This is a genomic window from Pseudomonas sp. 65/3-MNA-CIBAN-0223 (assembly GCF_040310425.1).
GTDB lineage: Bacteria > Pseudomonadota > Gammaproteobacteria > Pseudomonadales > Pseudomonadaceae > Aquipseudomonas > Aquipseudomonas gregormendelii.
Map to the genome: position 1 here is coordinate 79,094 of NZ_JBEOPV010000011.1, position 22,303 is coordinate 101,396.

At 58.3% G+C, this 22,303-nt stretch carries 25 protein-coding genes and 1 tRNA gene; 21 read left to right on the plus strand and 5 right to left on the minus strand.

Features of this window, described 5'->3' with window-relative positions:
• Window positions 1-5: 5 nt before the first annotated feature.
• Together AAEZ09_RS15500 and AAEZ09_RS15505 are read right to left on the minus strand one after the other, a co-directional pair.
• Window positions 6-2,036: a sensor histidine kinase gene (locus AAEZ09_RS15500; RefSeq protein WP_045058242.1), complete on the minus strand. Its 2,031-nt coding sequence runs from the start codon at window positions 2,034-2,036 to the stop codon at window positions 6-8.
• Between the two features lie 45 nt (window positions 2,037-2,081).
• Window positions 2,082-2,999, minus strand: a complete 918-nt coding sequence (locus tag AAEZ09_RS15505) for a putative 2-dehydropantoate 2-reductase (RefSeq protein ID WP_045058241.1) — start codon at window positions 2,997-2,999, stop codon at window positions 2,082-2,084.
• A gap of 133 nt (window positions 3,000-3,132) precedes the next feature.
• Between AAEZ09_RS15505 and AAEZ09_RS15510 the strand changes: the two genes are divergently transcribed.
• Together AAEZ09_RS15510 and AAEZ09_RS15515 are read left to right on the plus strand one after the other, a co-directional pair.
• Window positions 3,133-3,618 (plus strand): YajQ family cyclic di-GMP-binding protein, encoded by a 486-nt coding sequence (locus AAEZ09_RS15510; protein ID WP_007906601.1) that lies wholly within the window; start codon window positions 3,133-3,135, stop codon window positions 3,616-3,618.
• 18 nt (window positions 3,619-3,636) lie between these two features.
• Window positions 3,637-4,479, plus strand: a complete 843-nt coding sequence (locus tag AAEZ09_RS15515) for a mechanosensitive ion channel family protein (RefSeq protein ID WP_045058240.1) — start codon at window positions 3,637-3,639, stop codon at window positions 4,477-4,479.
• Window positions 4,480-4,559: 80 nt separating this feature from the next.
• Here AAEZ09_RS15515 and AAEZ09_RS15520 read toward each other — a convergent pair whose 3' ends face one another.
• Window positions 4,560-5,888, minus strand: coding sequence for an OprD family porin (locus tag AAEZ09_RS15520; protein WP_045058239.1), 1,329 nt, complete (start codon window positions 5,886-5,888; stop codon window positions 4,560-4,562).
• Between the two features lie 884 nt (window positions 5,889-6,772).
• Between AAEZ09_RS15520 and AAEZ09_RS15525 the strand changes: the two genes are divergently transcribed.
• Together AAEZ09_RS15525 and AAEZ09_RS15530 are read left to right on the plus strand one after the other, a co-directional pair.
• Window positions 6,773-7,198 carry an HIT domain-containing protein gene (locus AAEZ09_RS15525; RefSeq protein ID WP_350599958.1) on the plus strand — a complete coding sequence of 142 codons (426 nt, stop codon included), beginning with the start codon at window positions 6,773-6,775 and terminating at the stop codon, window positions 7,196-7,198.
• Window positions 7,199-7,201: 3 nt separating this feature from the next.
• Complete coding sequence (locus AAEZ09_RS15530) at window positions 7,202-7,408, plus strand: SlyX family protein (RefSeq protein WP_045058237.1); 207 nt, start codon at window positions 7,202-7,204, stop codon at window positions 7,406-7,408.
• A gap of 60 nt (window positions 7,409-7,468) precedes the next feature.
• On the opposite strand, the gene AAEZ09_RS15535 is transcribed toward AAEZ09_RS15530, so the two are convergent.
• A complete protein-coding gene (locus AAEZ09_RS15535; protein ID WP_350599959.1) occupies window positions 7,469-8,071 on the minus strand; it encodes a cold-shock protein in 603 nt (200 codons plus the stop codon).
• A gap of 309 nt (window positions 8,072-8,380) precedes the next feature.
• Between AAEZ09_RS15535 and AAEZ09_RS15540 the strand changes: the two genes are divergently transcribed.
• The 17 genes from AAEZ09_RS15540 to AAEZ09_RS15620 all read left to right on the plus strand — a co-directional run bounded on the left by AAEZ09_RS15540 (window position 8,381) and on the right by AAEZ09_RS15620 (window position 21,849).
• A complete protein-coding gene (locus AAEZ09_RS15540) occupies window positions 8,381-8,851 on the plus strand; it encodes a Dps family protein (protein ID WP_045058235.1) in 471 nt (156 codons plus the stop codon).
• Window positions 8,852-9,225: 374 nt separating this feature from the next.
• A complete protein-coding gene (locus AAEZ09_RS15545) occupies window positions 9,226-9,447 on the plus strand; it encodes an FmdB family zinc ribbon protein (protein ID WP_045058234.1) in 222 nt (73 codons plus the stop codon).
• Between the two features lie 109 nt (window positions 9,448-9,556).
• Window positions 9,557-11,332, plus strand: a complete 1,776-nt coding sequence (gene aspS / locus AAEZ09_RS15550; RefSeq protein ID WP_350599960.1) for an aspartate--tRNA ligase — start codon at window positions 9,557-9,559, stop codon at window positions 11,330-11,332.
• A gap of 119 nt (window positions 11,333-11,451) precedes the next feature.
• Entirely contained in the window at window positions 11,452-12,198 is a 747-nt protein-coding gene (locus tag AAEZ09_RS15555) for a YebC/PmpR family DNA-binding transcriptional regulator (protein WP_045058232.1), read from the plus strand.
• A gap of 165 nt (window positions 12,199-12,363) precedes the next feature.
• The gene (gene ruvC / locus AAEZ09_RS15560) at window positions 12,364-12,888 is read left to right on the plus strand and encodes a crossover junction endodeoxyribonuclease RuvC (protein WP_045058231.1); all 525 of its coding nucleotides are present in this window, start codon (window positions 12,364-12,366) and stop codon (window positions 12,886-12,888) included.
• Window positions 12,889-13,002: 114 nt separating this feature from the next.
• Window positions 13,003-13,617 carry a Holliday junction branch migration protein RuvA gene (gene ruvA, locus AAEZ09_RS15565; RefSeq protein ID WP_045058230.1) on the plus strand — a complete coding sequence of 205 codons (615 nt, stop codon included), beginning with the start codon at window positions 13,003-13,005 and terminating at the stop codon, window positions 13,615-13,617.
• Window positions 13,618-14,679, plus strand: coding sequence for a Holliday junction branch migration DNA helicase RuvB (ruvB, locus tag AAEZ09_RS15570; protein ID WP_045058229.1), 1,062 nt, complete (start codon window positions 13,618-13,620; stop codon window positions 14,677-14,679).
• 126 nt (window positions 14,680-14,805) lie between these two features.
• A complete protein-coding gene (ybgC, locus tag AAEZ09_RS15575) occupies window positions 14,806-15,273 on the plus strand; it encodes a tol-pal system-associated acyl-CoA thioesterase (RefSeq protein ID WP_350599962.1) in 468 nt (155 codons plus the stop codon).
• A complete protein-coding gene (tolQ, locus tag AAEZ09_RS15580; protein ID WP_017340467.1) occupies window positions 15,263-15,958 on the plus strand; it encodes a protein TolQ in 696 nt (231 codons plus the stop codon). Before ybgC ends, tolQ begins: the two co-directional genes overlap by 11 nt.
• A gap of 23 nt (window positions 15,959-15,981) precedes the next feature.
• Window positions 15,982-16,434, plus strand: coding sequence for a protein TolR (tolR, locus tag AAEZ09_RS15585; RefSeq protein ID WP_163019479.1), 453 nt, complete (start codon window positions 15,982-15,984; stop codon window positions 16,432-16,434).
• The gene (gene tolA / locus AAEZ09_RS15590; protein WP_045058226.1) at window positions 16,434-17,513 is read left to right on the plus strand and encodes a cell envelope integrity protein TolA; all 1,080 of its coding nucleotides are present in this window, start codon (window positions 16,434-16,436) and stop codon (window positions 17,511-17,513) included. Before tolR ends, tolA begins: the two co-directional genes overlap by 1 nt.
• Window positions 17,514-17,530: 17 nt before the next feature.
• Window positions 17,531-18,811 carry a Tol-Pal system beta propeller repeat protein TolB gene (tolB, locus tag AAEZ09_RS15595; RefSeq protein ID WP_209012670.1) on the plus strand — a complete coding sequence of 427 codons (1,281 nt, stop codon included), beginning with the start codon at window positions 17,531-17,533 and terminating at the stop codon, window positions 18,809-18,811.
• Between the two features lie 52 nt (window positions 18,812-18,863).
• Complete coding sequence (gene pal, locus AAEZ09_RS15600; RefSeq protein WP_045058224.1) at window positions 18,864-19,364, plus strand: peptidoglycan-associated lipoprotein Pal; 501 nt, start codon at window positions 18,864-18,866, stop codon at window positions 19,362-19,364.
• A 6-nt stretch (window positions 19,365-19,370) separates the two neighbouring features.
• On the plus strand, window positions 19,371-20,201 hold the full coding sequence (gene ybgF, locus AAEZ09_RS15605; RefSeq protein ID WP_350599963.1) for a tol-pal system protein YbgF: 831 nt from the start codon (window positions 19,371-19,373) through the stop codon (window positions 20,199-20,201).
• A 167-nt stretch (window positions 20,202-20,368) separates the two neighbouring features.
• A complete protein-coding gene (gene queE / locus AAEZ09_RS15610) occupies window positions 20,369-21,016 on the plus strand; it encodes a 7-carboxy-7-deazaguanine synthase QueE (protein WP_045058222.1) in 648 nt (215 codons plus the stop codon).
• A gap of 1 nt (window position 21,017) precedes the next feature.
• Entirely contained in the window at window positions 21,018-21,710 is a 693-nt protein-coding gene (gene queC, locus AAEZ09_RS15615) for a 7-cyano-7-deazaguanine synthase QueC (protein ID WP_350599965.1), read from the plus strand.
• Between the two features lie 63 nt (window positions 21,711-21,773).
• Window positions 21,774-21,849, plus strand: a tRNA-Lys gene (locus tag AAEZ09_RS15620).
• A gap of 173 nt (window positions 21,850-22,022) precedes the next feature.
• On the opposite strand, the gene AAEZ09_RS15625 is transcribed toward AAEZ09_RS15620, so the two are convergent.
• On the minus strand, window positions 22,023-22,301 hold the full coding sequence (locus AAEZ09_RS15625) for a hypothetical protein (protein WP_045058220.1): 279 nt from the start codon (window positions 22,299-22,301) through the stop codon (window positions 22,023-22,025).
• Between the last annotated feature and the right edge of the window lie 2 nt (window positions 22,302-22,303).

The following is a 22,303-nucleotide window of genomic DNA, read 5'->3' on the forward strand; positions in this document are numbered from 1 at the left end:
TACCTCTATAGCTGATTGAGTTCCTGAGAGACGAGCGCAGTGCTCGCCAAGGGCAGGCGCAGGGTGAAGCAGGTGCCCTGGCCGAGGGTCGATTGCACTTCCATCTGGCCCTTGTGGTTGTTGGTGATGATGAAGTACGACACCGATAAACCGAGCCCGGTCCCCTGGCCGATTTCCTTGGTGGTGAAGAACGGTTCGAAAGTACGCTTGCGCACGCTCTCGCTCATGCCGATGCCGTTGTCCTCGACCTGGATCTCCGCCCAGGGCGGGTTCAGGCGGGTGCGCAAGATGATCCGCCCCGGTTCACGGTCGTCCTCGCGCTGATGAATGGCCTGGGCGGCATTTTTCAGCAGGTTGAGCAGCACCTGCTCCAGCTCGTTGGCGGTGCCGGGGACCGGGCCGAGCTGCGGGTCGAACTGACGAATGATCGCCTGCCCCTTGAAGTCGAAACCGATCGCCAGGTCGAAGTCGTTGCCAGCGATTTCCACTGCCTGATCAATCAGCGCCGGCAGGTCGCAGGGCGCCATTTGCCGGGTGCTGCGCCGGCTGAAACTGAGCATGTGCGTCACGATCTTCGCCGCGCGGGCGCCAGCCTGCTGGATACCGTCGAGCAGTTGCGGCACTTCACGAGCCACCAGATACTGGTTCACGGTTTCCAGTTCGATGCCGATGTGCTCGGCCTGTTCAAGGTTCTTCGGCAACTCCGGGGACAGGCGCCGGCGGATGTTTTGCACGTTGTGCAGGATGGCGCCCAAGGGGTTGTTGATCTCATGCGCCATACCCGCCGCCAGGCCGCCGACTGAGAGCATTTTCTCTGACTGCACCATCATCTCTTCCAGCGAGAGACGCTGGGTAATGTCGTCGATACGGATGACCACGCCACGACCCGCGCCGCCCATCAGTGGATAAAACGTCAGGGCGTAATGCCTGGCTTCATCATCCTTGACCCAGGTCACCCGCTCGATCTTGGCCACCGTGTGCTGTTCGACCGTTTGCTTGAGCTGCGGCAAATACGGCTTTAGCGGTTCGAAGGCGAGGAAGATCGGCTGGTTCAGGGCCTCGTCCAGGCGAGTCCCGGACAGCGCGCTGGCCTCCTGATTCCATTGGGTGACGTAAAGCTGTTCATCCAGGGCAATCAACGCCGAGGGCATCGAGTCGATGATGCTGTTGAGGTAATTCTGGAAACCCGTGAGCTTTTTCTCGATCTTGCTGCGAACCTGCACTTCCAGTTCCAGTTTGCGATTGGTATGGCGGGTTTCTTCCGCCAGCCCCTGAGCCTGGTCGTAGGCGGCCTGGGAGTCGTCACGGGCGCGTTTGAGCTGCTGCTCCCGCGCTTCGATCCGCGACAGCATGGTATTGAACGCCTCGGCAAGGCTGCCGATTTCGTCATGGTTGCCGCGAGAGGCGCGCAGGGCGTAGTTCTCTTCCCTTGTGACTTGCCGGGACAACTCTTCCAGCTGATGGATCGGCCGGGTAATCAGGCGCTTGATCTGCCTTGCGATCACCAGCCACAACAGGATGCTGAAGATCAGGATCCCCAGGCTTGCCGTCAGCGTACCGGTGTAGAACGCCATCGGCAGTTCGCTGCTGGCAACCAGCAGCAAGTGACCAGGCGCTGTGCCGGGGCGGGGCAGGGTGATCACCTGGTTGCTGCGAAATTCGGTGGCTTGCCAGGACTCGATGTGCCGGTAGTGCTCTGGCAACTTGAGCTTTTCCCCCTGTTGCAACTGCGCCAGGCGCTGGCCTTTGCCATCGTAGAGGGCGGCTGCCCGCAGAGGCGAATAGCTATTGAGCTCGTTGAGCAGGCGTTCGGCGCTTTGTGGTGACTGCAAGGCGTCGGAGATCAGGCTGGGGTTGGACACCAGGCGGCCAATGGTCTGCAAGGCCTGGGGCGCCATGCTTTCCTGGGAAATATAATAAGCGGCGCTGATAAAGGTCAGGTTGGCGACCAGCAGAACAGTGGTCAACAGCACCAACAGGGCGGCCAGCAATTTCTGACCGACCGGTAGGTTTTCAAGGCGCTGGCGCAATGGCATCAGGTTCGTCGCTGCAAAGGAACAAGTGGCCAGCGTAGCCGCTGCTTAGTCGCTGGGCAATCCAAGGCTTTGCAGATGGGCGATCAGGCGCGACTCGAGCTGCTCCAGGTGTGGCAGGTGCAGCGAGTGCCGGCGCGCGGCTTTACAGGCGTAACCCAGCAGGTAGCTGATCTCGGTGCGCCGCTGGCTGTCGACATCCTGGTACATGGACGAGTAATTCGCCGCAGTGGCGTGGATCACGCGCTCTACTTCCTGCTGCAAATCCTCGGCGGCAGCCGGCTGGCCGCAGCGTTGGAGCAGCTCGCTCAGTTCACCGCAGAGTGTGGCGACTTCGCAATGATGCGCTTCAAGCCCGCCATTGCGGCACTGGTGCAGGACGGTGAGCGGATTGATCGCACAGTTGAGCGCCAGTTTGCGCCACAGCCGGGTCAGGATGTCGGTGCTCCATTCATGGGGAATGCCGGCGGCTGTCAGATCATCCAGCCAGATCGGCGGCACCGGGTGGCTGGCGTCCCCCAGCCAGGTATAGCCGTGGCCGGCAAAGACCACTCGCCAGTCGCCGTCGCGAAACGCCCCTTCGGTGCTTGAAGCGTATAGGCAGCGAGCGTGGGGAACCCGGGCGGCAACGGCGTCCTGGCTGCCCAACCCATTTTGCAGCAGGATCAACTCGGCGTCGGGTGCCAGGCGCGGCGCCAGTTGGGCCACGGCGCTCTCGGCGTCATAGGCCTTGCAGGCGACCAGCAGGCGCCTGATTGGCTCGGCGCTGTCCGGTGTCTGCGCCGGGATCGGGTAGCTGCGCGCCTCGCCATGTTCGACCAGGGTCAGCGCGCCTTGCGCCTCGTAGGCCTGCAGTCGCGCCTGATCTCGCACAATCAGCGTGACCGGCACCCCGGCCCGAGCCAGACGAGTGGCCCATAGGGTGCCGAGGCTGCCCGCACCGAGGATGTGCCAGGTGGTCGACATCAGCTTTTTGCTCTGTTTATGACGCGCATCGGAGGCTCGCAGTGAATGATCGGAAAGACCCGTTATAATCAGCGCGGATTTTAACCGCAAGCCAGGCGTGCTCCATGGGCACCCCTTTTACTGGAGAGATTACATGCCGTCGTTCGACGTGGTATCCGAACTGGACAAACACGAAGTCACCAACGCGGTCGAAAACGCCGTCAAGGAACTCGATCGCCGCTATGACCTGAAAGGCAAGGGCACCTTCGAATTCAAGGAAAAAGACCTGACCGTCAACCTGACCGCAGAAGCCGATTTTCAGCTTGAAGCCATGATTGAGATCCTCAAGCTGGCACTGGTCAAGCGCAAAATCGATGTGCAGTGCCTTGAGGTCAAGGACGCCTATGCATCGGGCAAGCTGATGAAGCAGGAAGCCGTACTGAAGGAAGGCATCGACAAGGAGCTGGCGAAGAAGATCGTCGCCCACGTCAAGGATGCCAAGCTCAAGGTGCAGGCCGCCATTCAGGGCGAGCAAGTACGCATTACCGGGAAAAAGCGTGACGATCTGCAGGAGGCTATCGCCGCACTGCGCGCCAAAACCTTCGACATGCCGCTGCAGTTCAACAACTTCCGCGATTGATTTCGAAGGAGAGCAACAATGGATTTGAATGCTGAAGTGGACAACCTGGTCAAGGCGTCCCAAGCCTGGATTCCAATGATCATGGAATACGGCAGCCGCGTGCTGCTCGCCATCATTACCCTGGCCATCGGCTGGTGGCTGATCAACAAGGTCACGCAGAAACTCGGCGGCCTGCTGGCACTGCGTAACGCCGACCTGGCGTTGCAGGGCTTCATCAGCAGCCTGGCGAACATCATCCTGAAAGTGTTGCTGATCGTCAGCGTCGCGTCGATGATTGGCGTGGAAACCACCTCCTTTGTCGCGGCGATCGGTGCGGCAGGCCTGGCCATCGGCCTGGCATTGCAGGGCAGCCTGGCGAACTTTGCCGGCGGGGTGTTGATTTTGCTGTTCCGTCCGTTCCGGATCGGTGACTGGATTGAAGCGCAGGGTGTTTCGGGTACCGTGGACAGTATCCAGATTTTCCATACTGTGCTGCGTACCGGTGATAACAAGACCATCATCGTGCCCAATGGCAACTTGTCCAACGGCATCATTACCAACACCAACCGTCAGCCAACCCGCAAAGTCGTGTTCGATGTGGGCGTGGATTACGAAGCGGACTTGCAAAAGGCCCGTGAAGTGTTGCTCGACCTGGCGAAGGACGAACGCGTATTGGCTGAGCCGGCGCCACAAGCGGTCATCTCCACCCTGGGCGACAGTTCGATTACTGTTTCCCTGCGCGTTTGGGTCAAGACTGCTGATTACTGGGACGTGATGTTCATGTTCAACGAGCAATCCCGGGATCGTCTTAAAACCGCTGGTATCGATATTCCGTTTCCGCAACGGGTGATTCGAGTGGTTCAGGAAGGGGCCGTGCAGTAACAGGCATAAGCTGCAAACAATAAAAAAGGCCCATCCGAAGATGGGCCTTTTTTTATCTAGAGCTAACTAACAGCTTTCGATTACAAGATCGACAGCGGGTAGTCAACGATCAGGCGGAACTCGTCGATGCTGCCTTCGCCTTGGTCAGCGTTGGCGCGGTGCCATGCTTGACGAATGCGGAAAGACAGGTCTTTAGCCGGGCCGTTTTGTACTACGTACTTGGCTTCAACGTTGGTTTCGTGGTGTTTGCCATCTTCGCCGTACAGGCCAGCGTAAGCGCCATTCACCGGAGCGTTGGAGCCGTCGATGTCCCAACCTTTCACGTAACGGGTCATGAAGCTCAGACCAGGAACGCCGTACTCGGCCATTTTCAGGTCGTAGCGTACTTGGGCCGACTTCTCGCCAGGACCGTTGAAGTCAGAGTACTGGATGGAGTTGGCGAGGAAGATCGAGTCGCCGCCACGGTTGTTTTTACCCACGCCGACGTAGTCGAACGGGGTGTCGCCGTTGATTTTCTGGAAGCCAACGGTCAGGGTGTGCGCTTTCAGGAACGAGAAAGCAGCTGCCAGGGAGAACGCGGTGTTGCTGATGTCGCCTGCTTCAGCACTACCGGAATCGTCTGTGCGGTAGATGTTACCGTCCAGGTTCACCGACTGATCGCCACCCATAGGGATGGTGTAGTTGGCGTTGGCGTAGTACTGGTTCCAGATGTCTTCGAGCTGAGCGCCGTACAGCGATACGCTGAAGTTTTCGTTGATGCCGTATTTGGCACCACCGTAGTTGATGGTGTCAGCTTCGACGCCAGCGTAGTTGGCCCACAGACCGCCGTCACGGCCGTTTTTGTCCTGGCTGGTCGCCGAGTAGAAGTGACCGGCTTCGAGGTCAAGGTCTTTGATCTCGCTGCTTTGCAGTTGGAAACCGCTGGCAGTTTGCGGAAGGATACGGGAACCGCCAACAGCAAATACTGGTGCGGTGCTAGGCTGCATGTCGCCCGCTTTCAGTTCGGTCTTGGAGATGCGAACTTTAAGTGCAGCGCCTGCTTTACCCTGGCTGTCATTGTTTTCGCCAGCAGCGTTGGTGCTCAGGTTACCCGAACCCGAGTACTTGTCGGAACCGTCCAGTTTGATGGCGAGGTAACCGAAAGCGTCAATACCAACACCCACGGTGCCCTGGGTGTAGCCAGAGTTGAACACACCGTGGAAACCCTGGGTCCAGTCTTTGTCATCGACTGCGCCGTCTTTCTTGTTACGGTTGAAGTAGTAGTTGCGGAGCAGCACGTTGAAAGTGCTGTCTTCAACAAAACCTTTGGCTTCGGCCTGGTCGCCTACGAAAGGTGCGGCCGTAGCCATTTGAGTGCTGGCTGCTGCTGCAACTGCCAGTGCGATCATGCTCCACTTCATCACGCGCATCGTGATTTGCTCCTTTGGTTTTAGAAGAGTACTGCCGTCCCACCTGTTTTATTATCTGGGCGGCTCTTTCTTTTTGTGTCGGCGCAAACTTATATCACGCCGACCATGTTGGCGATACTTGCGCATCTAACCTTTCAGCATCTTTACGACCCTGTCGCAAACAGCTGGGTAGATGTCGCAAATTTACAGCCCCAATGCAAGAGGACTGACAACTTGTTTGTTGTTTTCCAAGGCCTGAGCATCGGTAAAAAGGGTCCCTGGTGAAACGAGTGAATCTCCATCGGGCTACCTTGCCACTGTTTTTATATGCCTGGCGGCTTCCACTTCCAGCGGAGGCGCAAAAGGCGATGTGGGTGTGAATGCAACAAGCGTGCTCAAATCGGAAATCTTTCTGTTTTTTTTCTGAAATATCGCCAAAAGCCGTAAAGGCCTCATAAAACCGGGGGGTTCGTGCCCCGAGGTTCGAGCTTGACGCCGGGATTGGCATCGTGTTTCACCGTTCTGGCTATCAGCGCGACAAGTCAAAATGTTACCGGTTCACCCCGCAAGTGAGTAAAAGGTGGATCCCCGACCCACCAGCGTAGACGCAATGTGCGGTTTTGGTGCAAAAAATTTGCAGCACTGTGCGCAATTCACTCAGCGCGGCCATGATGTGGTTTGGAGCGTCGCCTTGATAATCAGTCACTTCAGCGCTTTCGCCTTCCTGGTTCGTGCTGAAATGGTGCGTCTTGCACAGAAAAGGCCCATGTCGGAGCGTGCTGCCTGCCGTCGTCGATGGTCGTGAAGCGAGCGACGTTCGCAGGTATGCTGCTCAACTGTCGCCTGGTCAAGCGTCGTTGAAGATGAGGCCAGGTTGTAAATGATCATCTGCCGGAGTGCGCACAGTGTTTGCCTTGGATTCACGACTTCAACAAGACACCTTACCGATAGGGGATTTCCCGCTCTGTCGGCTGCTCTTGTCCAACGATTCGAATTACCCCTGGTTCATCCTGGTGCCACGCCGCGAGGATATCAGCGAGATATTTCAGTTGGATGTCGCTGATCAGCTGCAGCTGTGGCAGGAGACTTCAGCGTTGGCGCAGACGCTGAAGGACTCGTTCGACGCTGACAAGCTGAACATTGCAGCGCTGGGTAATGTGGTCAGCCAGTTGCACATGCATGTCATTGTGCGCAAGCGCGAGGACGCTGCCTGGCCGGCCCCGGTCTGGGGCAAACATCCGGCCGTGCCGTACAGTGCCGAGCAGGTAGCAGCTGTCCGCGAACGGCTGCAGCGGGTGTTAACTGAAGATTTCACGTTTCTGGAGGGTTGAATCATGAGTCTTGAGGAGCGCATCAATGACCTGGAAAGCCGCCTGGCATTTCAGGATGACACCATTAACACCCTCAACGATGTACTGGTGGCGCAGCAGGTCGTCGTCGAGCGGCTGCAGCTGCAGATGGCGGCCCTGATTCGACGTCAGGAGGAAATGGTCGGGCAGTTCGAGTCTTCCGAAGAAGAAGCCCCGCCGCCCCATTACTAAAGGGTAGGCATAAAAAAACCGCGAACAGCCGGGCTGTTCGCGGTTTTTTTCAGCCGGGAATCAGCGTCGCGGCAGAGCCGCGATCACGTCTTCGGCTTGCAGGCCCTTGTCGCGATTCATCACGGAGAACTCCACGCGCTGGCCTTCGACCAGGACGCGGTGACCTTCGCCACGAATGGCCCGGAAATGCACAAAGATATCATCGCCGGAGTCACGGGAAATAAAGCCAAAACCCTTGGAAGTGTTGAACCACTTGACGGTGCCGGTATCGCGGTTGGTCATGTCGTAGCTGGGCGAAGCGGCGGCCGGTGAAGATTTGTAGAAGCTGATCGCCAGGTGCAGGAGGACGGCTATGACGGCAGCAGCCAGGCTGAACAGCACGTTGGGTTGACCGGAGACAAACGCAATCTCCGCAAGAAGCGTCAGTGTCTGCAATACGACAGCCAGGACCAGCAAGGCGCTGACCAGGTTCTGCAGTTGATGACGCGGGCCTTTGTTCCAGTAGGGAATGACAGGCGCGAGGGTAAGGTTGAGCAGGCCGAAAAAGGCCAGGTACAGTGCATCGGGTTGCAGCAGGTAAGGAACAGCTTCGGATCGCAGGCTAGGGATGAAGGACAGCAGCAAGGCTGCTGCGCCCATTAGCAGGTGGACGATTTTCAACATTTTGATTAACTCACGTTAAGACGGATCACAAGGAAGAGCTGACGGAGCACGGTTCGCTTCAGAACAATAAGAGGCGTTGGGCACGTACCCGAAGTCAGCCTATGCGCAGCGTCCGGAAAAATAGACGCTGGCGACACACTGCCTATTTAACAGCAAAGCTTGTGGCTACTCAAATCAGGCAGTCCAGCGGCGTCATGCGGGCAATTTGTCGCACGGGGACTGGCCATCCGGTGCTGCGGTGTGGCGACAGCCTTGCTAGAGTGGTCCCTGCACCTGTTGGATGGAATCAATCACCTTTAGGGGAACCGCATGGCAATTGATATTGGTATCAGTGAAGAAGACCGCAAGTCCATCGTCGACGGACTGTCGCGCCTGCTGTCGGACACTTATGTGCTTTATCTGAAAACCCACAACTTCCATTGGAACGTCACGGGGCCGATGTTTCGGACCCTGCACCTGATGTTCGAAGAGCAATACAACGAGTTGGCCCTGGCCGTGGATTCGATCGCCGAGCGCATTCGCGCCCTCGGGTTTCCGGCACCGGGTGCCTATTCCATCTATGCGCGCCTGTCTTCCATAAAGGAAGAAGAGGGTGTGCCGAATGCCGAGGACATGATTCGGCAGCTGGTTGCCGGTCAGGAAGCCGTCACCCGCACCGCGCGGGGTATTTTCCCACTGCTCGACAAGGTCAGTGACGAACCGACTGCCGACCTGCTGACCCAGCGCATGCAGGTTCACGAAAAAACCGCGTGGATGCTGCGTTCCTTGCTGGATCAATAAGGCGCGTGCGCACGGCTGGCATCCTTGGGGTGTCACCCGTGCGTGGTCCGACACCCTTCACCTCGAACGATTTTGCACCGGGTGTTGCAGGAAACTGTACGGAGCAGGACCGTCATCCATGATCTCCCTGCAGTTGCAGTAAAATCCTGCGAGGGTGGTTAAAAAGTCATCTGGATATCCCATTTTTCCTTCGCTTGCACAGGCGCGGGCTTGCTCGTCGAGCGCCCCATTGACCGGGGCGGCAGGGTGAAAGTTGCAGAGTGTCGGTCTGTGCAGTCTTACGGCTGCACTGGCTGCATTTAATGGATATAATCCCGCTCTTTGCCGCAAAACCCCGAGTCTGCGGTAGCAATCTGATCGCCGAGACAACCCCCATGCCGATGTACGACTATCAATGTGCTTCCTGTGGTCATCAGTTGGAAGCCATTCAAAAGATCAGCGCTCCGGCGCTGGTCGACTGCCCTGCGTGCCAGGCACCAGAGCTGAAGAAGATGCTGTCCATGCCGGGCTTCCGCCTCAGCGGCACCGGCTGGTACGAAACCGATTTCAAGACCGGCTCCAAGAAGAACCTGGCCGGCGGCGACAAAGCTGACTAGATTCCAGGGTCCGAGTTGAACGACACGTGCGAGCTCCTGCATCATCCAGCTCCTGAGATGGGCAAGACCTCCTACCGAATTTCGAATTACGAGAAGTGAAACCATTACCATGATGCGCAGCCATTATTGCGGCCAACTGAACGAAAGCCTGGACGGCCAGGAAATTACCCTTTGCGGATGGGTTCACCGTCGCCGTGACCACGGTGGGGTGATTTTCCTCGATATCCGTGATCGTGACGGTCTGGCCCAGGTGGTGTTCGACCCGGACCGCGCTGAAACCTTCGCCGTCGCCGACCGCGTGCGCAGCGAATATGTGGTCAAGGTCACCGGCAAGGTGCGCCTGCGTCCGGCCGGTGCCACCAACGCCAACATGGCGTCGGGCATGATCGAAGTGCTGGGCTACGAACTTGAAGTGCTGAACGAGTCGGAAACTCCGCCGTTCCCGCTGAACGAGTTCTCCGACGTTGGCGAAGAAACCCGCCTGCGCTATCGCTTCCTCGACCTGCGTCGCCCGGAAATGCTCGAGAAGCTGCGTCTGCGTTCGCGCATGACCACCAGCATCCGTCGCTTCCTGGACGAGCACGGCTTCCTCGACGTCGAGACGCCGATCCTGACCCGCGCCACGCCTGAAGGCGCACGTGACTACCTGGTGCCGAGCCGCACGCACGCCGGTTCGTTCTTCGCCTTGCCGCAATCGCCACAGCTGTTCAAGCAATTGCTGATGGTTGCCGGCTTCGACCGTTACTACCAGATCGCCAAATGCTTCCGTGACGAAGACCTGCGGGCTGACCGCCAGCCGGAATTCACCCAGATCGACATCGAGACCAGCTTTCTCGATGAAACAGAGATCATGGGCATCACCGAACAGATGATCCGCAACCTGTTCAAGGAAGTGCTGGATCTGGAATTCGGCGACTTCCCGCACATGACCTTCGAAGAGGCCATGCGTCGTTACGGTTCCGACAAGCCGGACCTGCGTAACCCGCTGGAACTGGTTGACGTTGCCGACCAGCTCAAGGAAGTCGACTTCAAGGTGTTCAGCGGCCCGGCCAATGACCCGAAAAGCCGTATCGCAGCTTTGCGCGTACCGGGCGGGGCGAGCATGCCGCGCAGCAAGATCGACGACTATACCAAGTTCGTCGGCATCTACGGTGCCAAGGGCCTGGCGTACATCAAGGTCAACGAGCGCGCCAAAGGCGTCGAAGGCCTGCAGTCGCCTATCGTCAAGAACATCCCTGAAGCCAACCTCAATGTGATCCTTGATCGCGTTGGCGCGGTCGACGGCGACATCGTGTTCTTCGGTGCCGACAAAGCCAAGATCGTCAGCGAAGCCCTGGGCGCGCTGCGGATCAAGGTCGGCAACGACCTGAACCTGCTGACCTGCGAGTGGGCGCCGATGTGGGTCGTCGACTTCCCGATGTTCGAAGAGAACGACGACGGCAGCTTCAGTGCCTTGCATCACCCGTTCACCGCGCCGAAGTGCACGCCACAAGAGCTCGAAGCCAGCCCGGCGACCGCTCTGTCCCGTGCCTACGATATGGTGCTCAACGGCACCGAGCTGGGTGGCGGTTCGATCCGTATCCACCGCAAGGAAATGCAGCAGACGGTGTTCCGCCTGCTCGGCATCGACGAAGCGGAACAGGAAGAGAAATTCGGCTTCCTGCTTGACGCCCTGAAGTACGGTGCACCGCCCCACGGTGGCCTGGCCTTCGGCCTGGACCGCCTGGTCATGCTGATGACCGGCGCCCAGTCGATCCGTGAAGTGATTGCGTTCCCGAAAACCCAGAGCGCGGCTGATGTCATGACTCAGGCTCCGGGTGCAGTCGATGCCAAGGCATTGCGCGAATTGCACATTCGTCTGCGCGAAACGCCGAAAGCCGAGTAAAGCGGGTCGTCAAGGCGCATCCTTATGGGGTGCGCCTTTTCTTTAGGTCGAGATTTTTGGTTGCTGGCTGGCGCAGTTCGCGTGGCGGGCAACGTTTCAAAGTGAATTCGGAGCGAGTTATGGCGGGTCATTCCAAGTGGGCGAACATCAAGCACCGCAAAGAACGTCAGGATGCCAAGAAAGGCAAGATCTTCACCAAGTGGATCCGCGAGCTGACGGTTGCTGCCCGCCAGGGCGGCGCTGACCCGGGTTCCAACCCGCGCTTGCGCCTGGCGCTGGACAAGGCCCTGGGTGCGAACATGAGTCGCGACATCATCGATCGCGCCGTAGCGCGCGGCGCGGGTGCTGCCGATACCGACGACATGGTCGAACTGACCTACGAAGGTTATGGCCCAGGTGGCGTGGCAGTGATGGTCGAGTGCATGACCGACAACCGCAATCGCACCGCCGCCGCAGTTCGCCATGCGTTCAGCAAGTGCGGGGGCAACCTGGGCACCGATGGCTCGGTGGCCTACCTGTTCGAGCGCAAGGGCCAGATTTCCTTTGCGCCGGGCGTCGATGAAGACGCGTTGATCGAAGCGGCGATGGAAGCCGACGCTGATGACGTGGTCACCAACGAAGACGGTTCCATTGACGTATTCACCTCGTTCGCAGGGTTCTACTCCGTACGTAACGCGCTGGAAGCGGCCGGTTTCAAAGGTGATGACGCAGAAATCGTGATGTTGCCAACCACCAGTGCCGAGCTGGACCTTGAGGGTGCCGAGAAGGTGCTCAAGCTGCTCGACATGCTCGAAGACCTGGATGACGTGCAGAACGTCTATTCCAACGCGGACATCCCGGAATCGGTTGCCGCACAGCTGGGTTGATGTCCATATAAAAGATCGCTGTCTTTGCAAGGCCCTACGCTAAACCTGCAGGAGCTGCCGAAGGCTGCGATCTTTTGACTTTAAGATCCAAAATCAAAAGATCGCAGCCTTCGGCAGCTCCCACGGGGATATCCTGAGGTACCGCGATCTCCTTGCGCAGGCGTTATGACTCTAATTCTTGGTATCGACCCCGGTTCGCGCATTACCGGGTATGGCGTGGTATCTGATACCGGGCGCGGCTGTGTCTACGTGGCCTCGGGCTGCATTCGCACCGGCTCCGGTGAATTGCACGAGCGCCTGCAAATCGTCTATCGCGGCGTGCGCGAAGTCATCCAGACGTACGGCCCGATCACCATGGGCATCGAAAAGGTGTTCATGGCACGTAACGCCGACTCGGCCTTGAAACTGGGTCAGGCCCGCGGTGCAGCGATCGTTGCCGGTGCCGAGGAAAACCTGGAAATTGCCGAATACACCGCGACTCAGGTCAAGCAGGCCGTCACCGGTACAGGCGCGGCAAACAAGGAACAGGTGCAGATGATGGTGATGCACATGCTCAAACTGACCAGCAAGCCGCAAATCGATGCTTCGGATGCCCTGGCCATTGCGATTTGCCATGCTCACACCCGCTCCAGCCTGCTGCCCCATGGTCTGGGAACGGCACGCAGTCGTGGCGGGCGCCTGCGTCTCTGATAGCATCAGCACATCTTTTCCAGGACCAGGGGTCCTGCGCCTGTGTTGTCGGCGTGAAGCCCTTGGCCTGTCAGTCGCCAGCCCTGTACTGGCCAACGCTCAAGGATCTGAAACGTGATTGGACGCTTGCGCGGCACATTGGCTGAAAAACAGCCGCCGCACCTGATTCTGGATGTAAATGGACTGGGGTATGAGCTGGAAGTACCCATGACCACGTTGTATCGCCTGCCGTCGGTCGGCGAACCGCTGACGCTGCACACCCATTTGGTCGTACGTGAAGACGCGCAGTTACTCTATGGCTTTGCCAGCAAGCGCGAGCGAGACTTTTTTCGTGAGTTGATCCGTCTCAATGGTGTGGGGCCAAAACTGGCGCTGGCCTTGATGTCGAGCCTGGAAGTCGACGAACTGGTGCGCTGCGTGCAGTCCCAGGACACCTCGGCGTTGACCAAGGTGCCGGGCGTGGGCAAGAAGACTGCCGAGCGCCTGCTGGTTGAGCTCAAGGATCGCTTCAAGGCTTGGGAAACGGTGCCGGCGATGTTTGCCCTGGTACCGAACCAGCCCGGTGGCCCGGATGTGGCTGCGGTGGCCAGTGCCGAAACTGACGCGGTGAGCGCGCTGATTTCCCTGGGCTATAAGCCCCAGGAGGCCAGCAAGGCGATTTCCGCTATCAAGGAGAAAGGTTTGAGCAGTGAAGACCTGATACGTCGTGCCCTGAAGGGAATGATCTAAGTGATTGAAGCGGATCGTCTGATTACAGCTGCACCCGGCCCACGGGACCGTGAAGAGGTCCAGGACCGGGCTATCCGTCCGGTCAGCCTGGCCGAATACATCGGCCAGCCGACCGTCCGCGAGCAGATGGAACTGTTCATCCAGGCCGCACGCGGACGCAACGAGTCCCTGGACCACACGTTGATTTTTGGTCCTCCGGGTCTGGGTAAAACCACCCTGGCCAACATCATCGCCCAGGAAATGGGGGTCTCGATCAAGAGCACGTCGGGCCCCGTGCTCGAGCGTCCGGGCGACCTGGCCGCACTGTTGACCAATCTTGAGCCTCACGATGTGCTGTTCATCGACGAAATCCATCGGCTGTCGCCGATTGTCGAAGAAGTGCTGTACCCCGCCATGGAAGATTTCCAGCTGGACATCATGATTGGCGAAGGCCCGGCCGCGCGCTCGATCAAGCTCGACCTGCCGCCATTTACCCTGGTGGGCGCCACGACGCGAGCCGGCATGCTGACCAATCCGTTGCGGGATCGCTTCGGTATCGTGCAGCGCCTGGAGTTCTACAACACGGCGGACCTGGCAACGATTGTCGGTCGTTCGGCGAACATCCTTGGCCTGCCGCTCGACCCGGAAGGTGCCTTCGAAATCGCCCGCCGTGCCCGGGGTACACCGCGTATCGCCAACCGCCTGTTGCGGCGGGTGCGGGATTTCGCCGAAGTTCGCGCCAAGGGGCACATCACCAAGCCGATCGCCGACCTGGCCTTGAACCTGCTGGATGTCGACGAGCGCGGCTTCGACCATCAGGACCGGCGCCTGCTGCTGACCATGATCGAGAAGTTCGACGGTGGCCCGGTGGGTGTCGACAGCCTGGCTGCAGCCATCAGCGAAGAGCGGCATACCATCGAGGATGTGCTGGAGCCGTACCTGATCCAGCAGGGCTACATCATGCGCACACCCCGGGGGCGGGTGGTGACCCGGCATGCGTACCTGCACTTCGGTTTAAACATCCCGTCACGATTGGGTGAGATGCCCGTGGTAGACGAATCCCTCGATGCAGTTGACGATTAATCACGTTGCGGGCTGATCAATTCGGGGTTTGTGCTGTCTGAGGACCGTGCTTTCGCGATAAAGCCGCAGAACAATGAAAAACAGTTGCCTGGCCGGATTGGCAACCTGAGGAGTAAGCACTAGAGTATGCGCGCGCAAAACGGGCTTGGGCCTTTCGCACATCGTTGTCGCGTTTATTACGAAGACACCGATGCGGGTGGCATCGTGTATTACGTTAATTACCTCAAGTTTATGGAACGGGCTCGAACCGAGCGGCTCCGGGAGCTGGGCTTTGCCCAATCCCAGCTGGCAGGGGAGGACCTGTTATTCGTCGTGCATTCCAGCGAAGCGCGTTACCACGCGCCGGCGCGACTGGATGACGAATTGCTGGTAAGCGCTGATGTAAGCGAATTGAACCGTGCCAGCCTGCGTTTCAAGCAGCAGGTCAGGCGGGCAACGGATAATGTGCTGCTCTGCGAAGGGCAGTTTCTGGTGGCCTGTGTGCGCACTGAAAGTTTAAAACCCCGGGCCATTCCCGAAGCTCTACGTGCGGCCTTTGCCGACGTGAGCGGCGCGGGTACACACTCAAAGCAGGAGATAAAGCGTGGAAGCTAACGTCGTCGACCATTCCTCCATGTGGAGCCTGGTCAGCAATGCCAGTATCGTGGTGCAACTGGTAATGCTGATCCTGGTAGCCGCATCGGTCACCTCATGGATCATGATCTTTCAGCGCAGCAATTTGCTGCGCGCCGGTCGACGGGCCCTGGAGAGCTTCGAGGAGCGCTTCTGGTCGGGTATCGACCTGTCCAAACTCTATCGTCAGGCCGGCAGCAACCCTGATCCGGATTCGGGCGTCGAGCAGATCTTCCGTGCCGGCTTCAAGGAGTTCTCCCGTCTGCGCCAGCAGCCAGGGGTTGATCCTGAAGCGGTCATGGAAGGCGTGGCCCGGGCCATGCGCGTCGCTATTTCCCGCGAAGAAGAAAAGCTCGAGCAGAGCCTGCCGTTCCTCGCGACAGTAGGTTCCGTGAGCCCGTATATCGGCCTGTTCGGTACGGTCTGGGGCATCATGAACTCCTTCCGTGGCCTGGCCACTGCGCAGCAGGCAACCCTGGCCACCGTGGCTCCGGGTATCGCCGAAGCCCTGATCGCCACCGCGATCGGCCTGTTCGCCGCGATTCCAGCTGTCATCGCCTACAACCGGTTTGCTGCCCGCAGCGAAACGCTGATCAGCCGCTACTACACCTTCGCCGATGAATTCCAGGCGATCCTGCACCGCAAAGTGCACACCAGCGAAGAATAAGCAGGTAATTTCCAATGGCTTTAATCGCTCGAGCTCGCAAAAAGCGCAAGCCGGTCGCCGAGATGAACGTAGTGCCCTACATCGACGTGATGCTGGTGCTGCTGGTCATCTTCATGGTGACCGCGCCGATGCTTAATCAGGGCGTGAAAGTTGATCTGCCCAAGGTTTCCAGCGAAGCCTTGCCGCAGGACAACAATACTCAGGTCCTGACCATTTCGATCAAGGCTGACAAGACCTACTACTGGAACCTTGGCAGCGAAGTCGATACCCAGAAACAGCAGGACAAGGCCATGACCTTGCCGCAGATGACCGACGCGGTGACCAAGATCATTCGCGCCGGCACCGAAGGCGGCAAGCAGACCCAGGTCTTCATTCGAGGCGACAAGACCGTCGATTATGGATCGGTCATGGGTGCCATGGGCGGTCTCCAGAAAGCCGGGGTCGGTAATGTTGGCTTGATTACCGAGGCGCCCTGATGCGGCAACAACGAGAGCCGACAGCCTCGGAAAGCTACTTCTGGCCTAGCGTCTGGGCGATTGGCTTGCACGTGCTGGTGTTCGGCATGTTGTTTGTCAGTTTTGCCATGACCCCGGAGCTGCCGCCGGCCAGGCCGATCGTCCAGGCGACCCTGTACCAGCTGAAATCGAAAAGTCAGGCGACCACCCAGACCAATCAGAAGATTGCGGGTGAGGCGAAGAAATCCGCCGCGCGCCAGACCGAAGTCGAGCAGATGGAGCAGAAGAAGATCGAGCAGGAAGCCATCAAGGCTGCGGAACAAAAGAAGGAAGATACGGCTCAAAAAGCCGAAGAATCCAAGAAGGCCGACGAGACCAAGAAAGCGGAAGAGGCGAAAAAGGCTGATGAAGCCAAGAAAGCCGACGAAGCCAAAAAGACCGCCGAGGCCAAAAAGGCGGAAGAGAAACAATTGGCTGATATAGCCAAGAAGAAATCTGAAGAAGAAGCCAAGAAGGCAGCTGAAGAAGAGGCCAAGAAAGCGGCCGCTGAAGAAGCCAAGAAAAAGATCGTCGAAGACGCGAAGAAGAAAGCCGCAGAAGACGCCAAGAAGAAATCTGACGCTGAAGAGGCGAAAAAGAAAGTCGCCGAAGACGCGAAGAAGAAAGCTGCTGCCGATGCTGCGAAGAAGAAATCGCAGGAAGCGGCACGTAAATCCGCCGAAGACAAAAAGGCTCAGGCCTTGGCAGATCTGCTTTCCGACACGCCGCAACGTCAGCAGGCCTTGGCGGACGAGCAGGGTGACGAAGTCGCTGGCAGTTTCGATGACCTGATTCGTGCACGTGCAGCAGAAGGCTGGGCTCGTCCCCCTTCGGCACGCAAAGGCATGACGGTCGTGCTGCAAATCGGCATGTTGCCGGATGGAACAGTGACCTCGGTTACCGTCGGCAGATCAAGCGGAGATGGTCCGTTCGATGCTTCGGCAGTGGCGGCGGTCAAGAATATTGGACGTTTGACAGAAATGCAGGGAATGAAGCCGAGCGATTTTGCTCCGTATCGTTCATTCAAGATGACATTCACACCTGAGGATCTAGCCTTGTGAGAAACCTTCTTCGAGGAATGCTTGTCGCCATCTGCTGCCTGGCAGGGATGGCGGTAGCCGATGAGAAAAACATTCTGGTAACCAGCGGCAGCGATCGGGCTACCCCGATTGCCGTCGTTCCGTTCGCCAACCAGGGCGGCAGCGTGCTGCCGGACGATATGGCCGAGATCATCGGTAACGACCTGCGCAACTCGGGTTACTACTCGCCGATCCCGAAACAGAACATGATCAGCCAGCCAAGCCAGGCCAGCGAAATCATCTACCGTGACTTCAAGGCGCTGGGTGCCCAGTACGTCATGGTCGGCAGCATCGCTCCGGCGGGCGGTCGCCTGCAGGTGCAATACGCCTTGTTCAACGTCGCCACCGAGCAGCAAGTGCTGACCGGCAGCGTGTCGGGCAGCGTTGACCAGTTGCGTGACATGTCGCACTACATTGCTGACCAGTCGTTTGAAAAACTCACCGGTATCAAAGGTGCTTTCTCGACTCGCCTGCTCTACGTGACTGCCGAGCGCTTCTCCGAGAAAAACACTCGCTACACCCTGCAACGTTCGGACTACGACGGTGCGCGTGCCGTTACCCTGCTGCAATCGCGCGAGCCGATCCTGTCGCCGCGTTTCGCACCGGATGGCAAGCGCATCGCTTATGTCTCGTTCGAGCAGAAGCGTCCGCGCATCTTCATGCAGAACATCGACACCGGTCGCCGTGAGCAAATCACCAACTTCGAAGGCCTCAATGGTGCACCAGCCTGGTCGCCGGACGGCAATCGCCTGGCGTTCGTGCTGTCCAAGGACGGCAACCCGGACATCTATGTGATGAACCTGGGCTCGCGCCAGATCACCCGCGTCACCAATGGTCCCGGCATCAACACCGAACCGTTCTGGGGTAAAGATGGTTCGACCATCTACTTCACCTCCGACCGTGGCGGCAAGCCGCAGATCTACAAAACCAGCGCAGGCGGCGGTGGTGCAGAGCGTGTGACCTTCATCGGTAACTACAACGCCAACCCTAAGCTGTCGGCTGACGAAAAGACCCTGGTCATGATTCATCGCCAGGAAGGCTTCACCAATTTCAAGGTGGCGGCCCAGGATTTGCAACGCGGTAGTGTAAAGATCCTCACTGATAGCACTCTGGACGAGTCGCCTACTGTTGCGCCCAACGGCACCATGGTAATCTACGCCACCCGCCAGCAGGGCCGGGGAGTCTTGATGCTCGTGTCCATTAATGGACGCGTAAGGCTCCCGCTTCCTACCGCACAAGGCGAAGTCAGAGAACCTTCCTGGTCCCCTTACCTGAACTGACGCGGCGCTTTACGTTTTACTTAACACACTGGGGTTCATTAGGAGTTTCACGATGGAAATGCTGAAGTTTGGTAAATTTGCTGCGCTGGCTCTGGCCATGGCTGTAGCTGTAGGTTGCTCGTCCAAAGGCGGCGACAATGCCGGTGAAGGCGCTGCTGTTGATCCAAACGCTGGTTACGGCGCTAACACTGGTGCAGTTGACGGCTCCCTGAGCGAAGAAGCTGCTCTGCGCGCGATCACCACTTTCTACTTCGAATACGACAGTTCGGACCTGAAGCCAGAAGCCATGCGCGCTCTGGACGTTCACGCCAAGGACCTGAAAGCTAACGGCGCTCGCGTTGTTCTGGAAGGTAACACCGACGAACGTGGTACTCGTGAGTACAACATGGCACTGGGCGAGCGTCGTGCGAAAGCCGTTCAGCGCTACCTGGTACTGCAAGGCGTTTCCCCAGCTCAGCTGGAACTGGTTTCCTACGGCGAAGAGCGTCCAGTTGCTACCGGCAACGACGAGCAGTCCTGGGCCCAAAACCGTCGCGTCGAACTGCGTAAGTAATTCGTCATGCGAACGTGCCGTCGTGCTGTAACTATTCTGGCTCTCAGCCTCGCACCGCTTGCGGTGTGGGCTGCGGTTCCTGTGGTCGATAACAACAACTCCGGCAATAGTGGAAGTAGTTATCCGCCCGCGGGTTACGGTACGAACGGCGCCTATGCCGGGGGAGGGGTTTCGACCCCTGTCTCGGCACAGGGCGAGCTGTTCAACCAACTGCAATCCATGCAGGAGCAGATCTCGCGCCAACAAGGCATCATCGAAGTTCTGCAAAATGATGTAGCGCGCATGAAGCAGGAAAGCCTGGAGCGATACCAGGATCTTGATCGGCGCATTGGAACCGGCGTTGCACCAGCCGCAACTCCTGAGAATTCTTCCACCGGTGGCGATTTGAACGCCCCCGGTGCAGCAGCAGGTGCTGGAGCGGCTGCCGCTCAGGCACCGGCCGCGGGTACCGAGCCGGCTGACCCGGCGAAGGAAAAACTGTATTACGATGCAGCCTTCGACCTGATCAAATCCAAGGATTTCGACAAGGCCAGCCAGGCTTTTGCCGCTTTCCTGCGCAAGTACCCCAACAGCCAGTACGCGGGCAATGCCCAATACTGGCTGGGCGAAGTGAACCTGGCCAAAGGCGACCTGCAAGGGGCCGGTCAGGCGTTTGCCAAGGTGTCCCAGCTGTACCCCAAGCACAACAAAGTGCCTGACTCGCTGTACAAGCTGGCTGATGTAGAGCGCCGCCTTGGTCATCCCGACAAGGTCAAAGGCATTCTGCAGCAGGTCGTGTCCCAATATCCGGGCACGTCCGCCGCGCAGTTGGCCCAGCGCGACTTGCAGAAAATGTAAGCTTGCCTGATCCGTTTTGAAGAAACCCGCACTTGCTGCGGGTTTTTTCGTTAGAATTCACGCCCTTTTTCTGAAACACCGCTTTTTGGGATTCGCGCGATGGCGGGGTTCCTAAAAGTGCCTGACGGAGGCGGACAGCCTGTTTAGCTGTTACGCCCGTGGCGACTATGCAAGACACATTGAGAATCACCGAAGTATTTTACTCGTTGCAGGGTGAAACGCGGACGGCCGGGCTGCCCACTGTTTTTGTGCGCCTGACCGGTTGTCCATTGCGTTGCCAGTACTGCGACAGCGCCTACGCCTTCACAGGCGGCACGGTTCGCCCGCTGGATGACATCATCGAACAAGTGGCCGGCTTTCGTCCGCGTTATGTGTGTGTCACCGGCGGCGAGCCCCTCGCCCAGCCCAACGCCATCCCATTGCTCAAGCGCCTGTGTGATGCCGGTTACGAAGTGTCACTGGAAACCAGTGGAGCTCTGGATATCTCGGCAGTCGATTCGCGGGTAAGTCGCGTGGTCGACCTGAAAACTCCGGGTTCGAAGGAAGCGCATCGCAATCGCTACGAAAACATCGAGCTGCTGACGCCCAACGATCAGGTGAAGTTTGTCATCTGTTCCCGGGAAGACTACGACTGGGCCGTGTCCAAGCTGATTCAGTACGGTCTGGATCGCCGCGCCGGTGAGGTTCTGTTTTCTCCCAGCCACCATGACCTGAATGCTCGGGACCTGGCGGATTGGGTCGTGGCGGACAACCTGCCAGTGCGCCTGCAACTGCAGCTGCATAAATATCTATGGAATGACGAGCCGGGGCGCTGAAATGACTGAACAACTGAACGCTGCAGAAAAACGTGCGGTCATCCTCCTGTCTGGTGGCCTGGACTCGGCCACTGTCGTGGCCATGGCACGAGCCGATGGCTACAGCTGCTACACCATGAGCTTCGACTACGGCCAGCGCTCCCATGCCGAACTGCACGCTGCCGCACGCGTCGCCCGTGATCTTGGCGTGGTTGAGCATAAAGTCATCGGGTTGAACCTGGACGGCATGGGTGGCTCGGCATTGACCGACAGCAGTATCGATATTCCGGAGGAGGCCGGTGAAGGCATTCCGGTCACCTACGTTCCTGCACGCAATACCGTATTCCTGTCCCTCGCGTTGGGCTGGGCCGAAGTGCTCGGAGCGCGTGACATCTTCATTGGTGTCAATGCCGTCGATTACTCCGGTTACCCGGATTGCCGTCCCGAGTTCATCGAATCCTTCGAGCGCATGGCCAACCTCGCCACCAAGGCAGGGGTGGAAGGTAACGGCTTCCGCATTCAGGCGCCCTTGCAGAACCTGAGCAAGGCGCAGATCGTCCAGGCTGGCGTCAAGCTGGGTGTCGATTACGGCCTGACGGTTTCCTGCTACCAGGCCGACGATAACGGTCGGGCGTGCGGCAAATGCGACAGCTGCCGACTGCGTGCAGAAGGCTTCGCGGCGGCCGGAATAACTGACCCAACGCCTTATTTTTGATTTATTTCAAATTAGGTGTTGAATAGTCCTTAAAAATCAGTATTATACGCGCCACCACACAGCGGGTCGTTAGCTCAGTTGGTAGAGCAGTTGGCTTTTAACCAATTGGTCGTAGGTTCGAATCCCACACGACCCACCATTTTTATAGCAGTTTAGAAAATCCGGAAGGCCCACGAAAGTGAGGATTTCCGGGTTTTTTTTTGCCTGAAATTTGGTCATTGCACCGCTTGGCACGGCACGAGGCGGGCAACTTCCTCAGCGTCTGTCAGCTGCCGAAGGTGAGATCGAATCCATCTGCGCATTCTCTCAGCCTCATTCGCAGGTGGCGGTTCGGTGGATTCGACGATGCGCTTGGCGGCAGCCAGCACGTTGTTGTCGCGGATGGATGGTGTGTATGCCGTCAGGCATCTTGTCCAATAAGGTCGCACCCTTTTTCATGTGCATGAACGCCGGCCCGCACGGAGCCGGCCGACCGGAACGCTTTGAAGTTGAGCATCGGCTTGTTACCAGCTTGATGGCGCGATGGTCCTGTTCGATGATGTTGTTGAGGTGCTTGACTTGGCGCACCACGATCGAATCGATGACGTTCATCG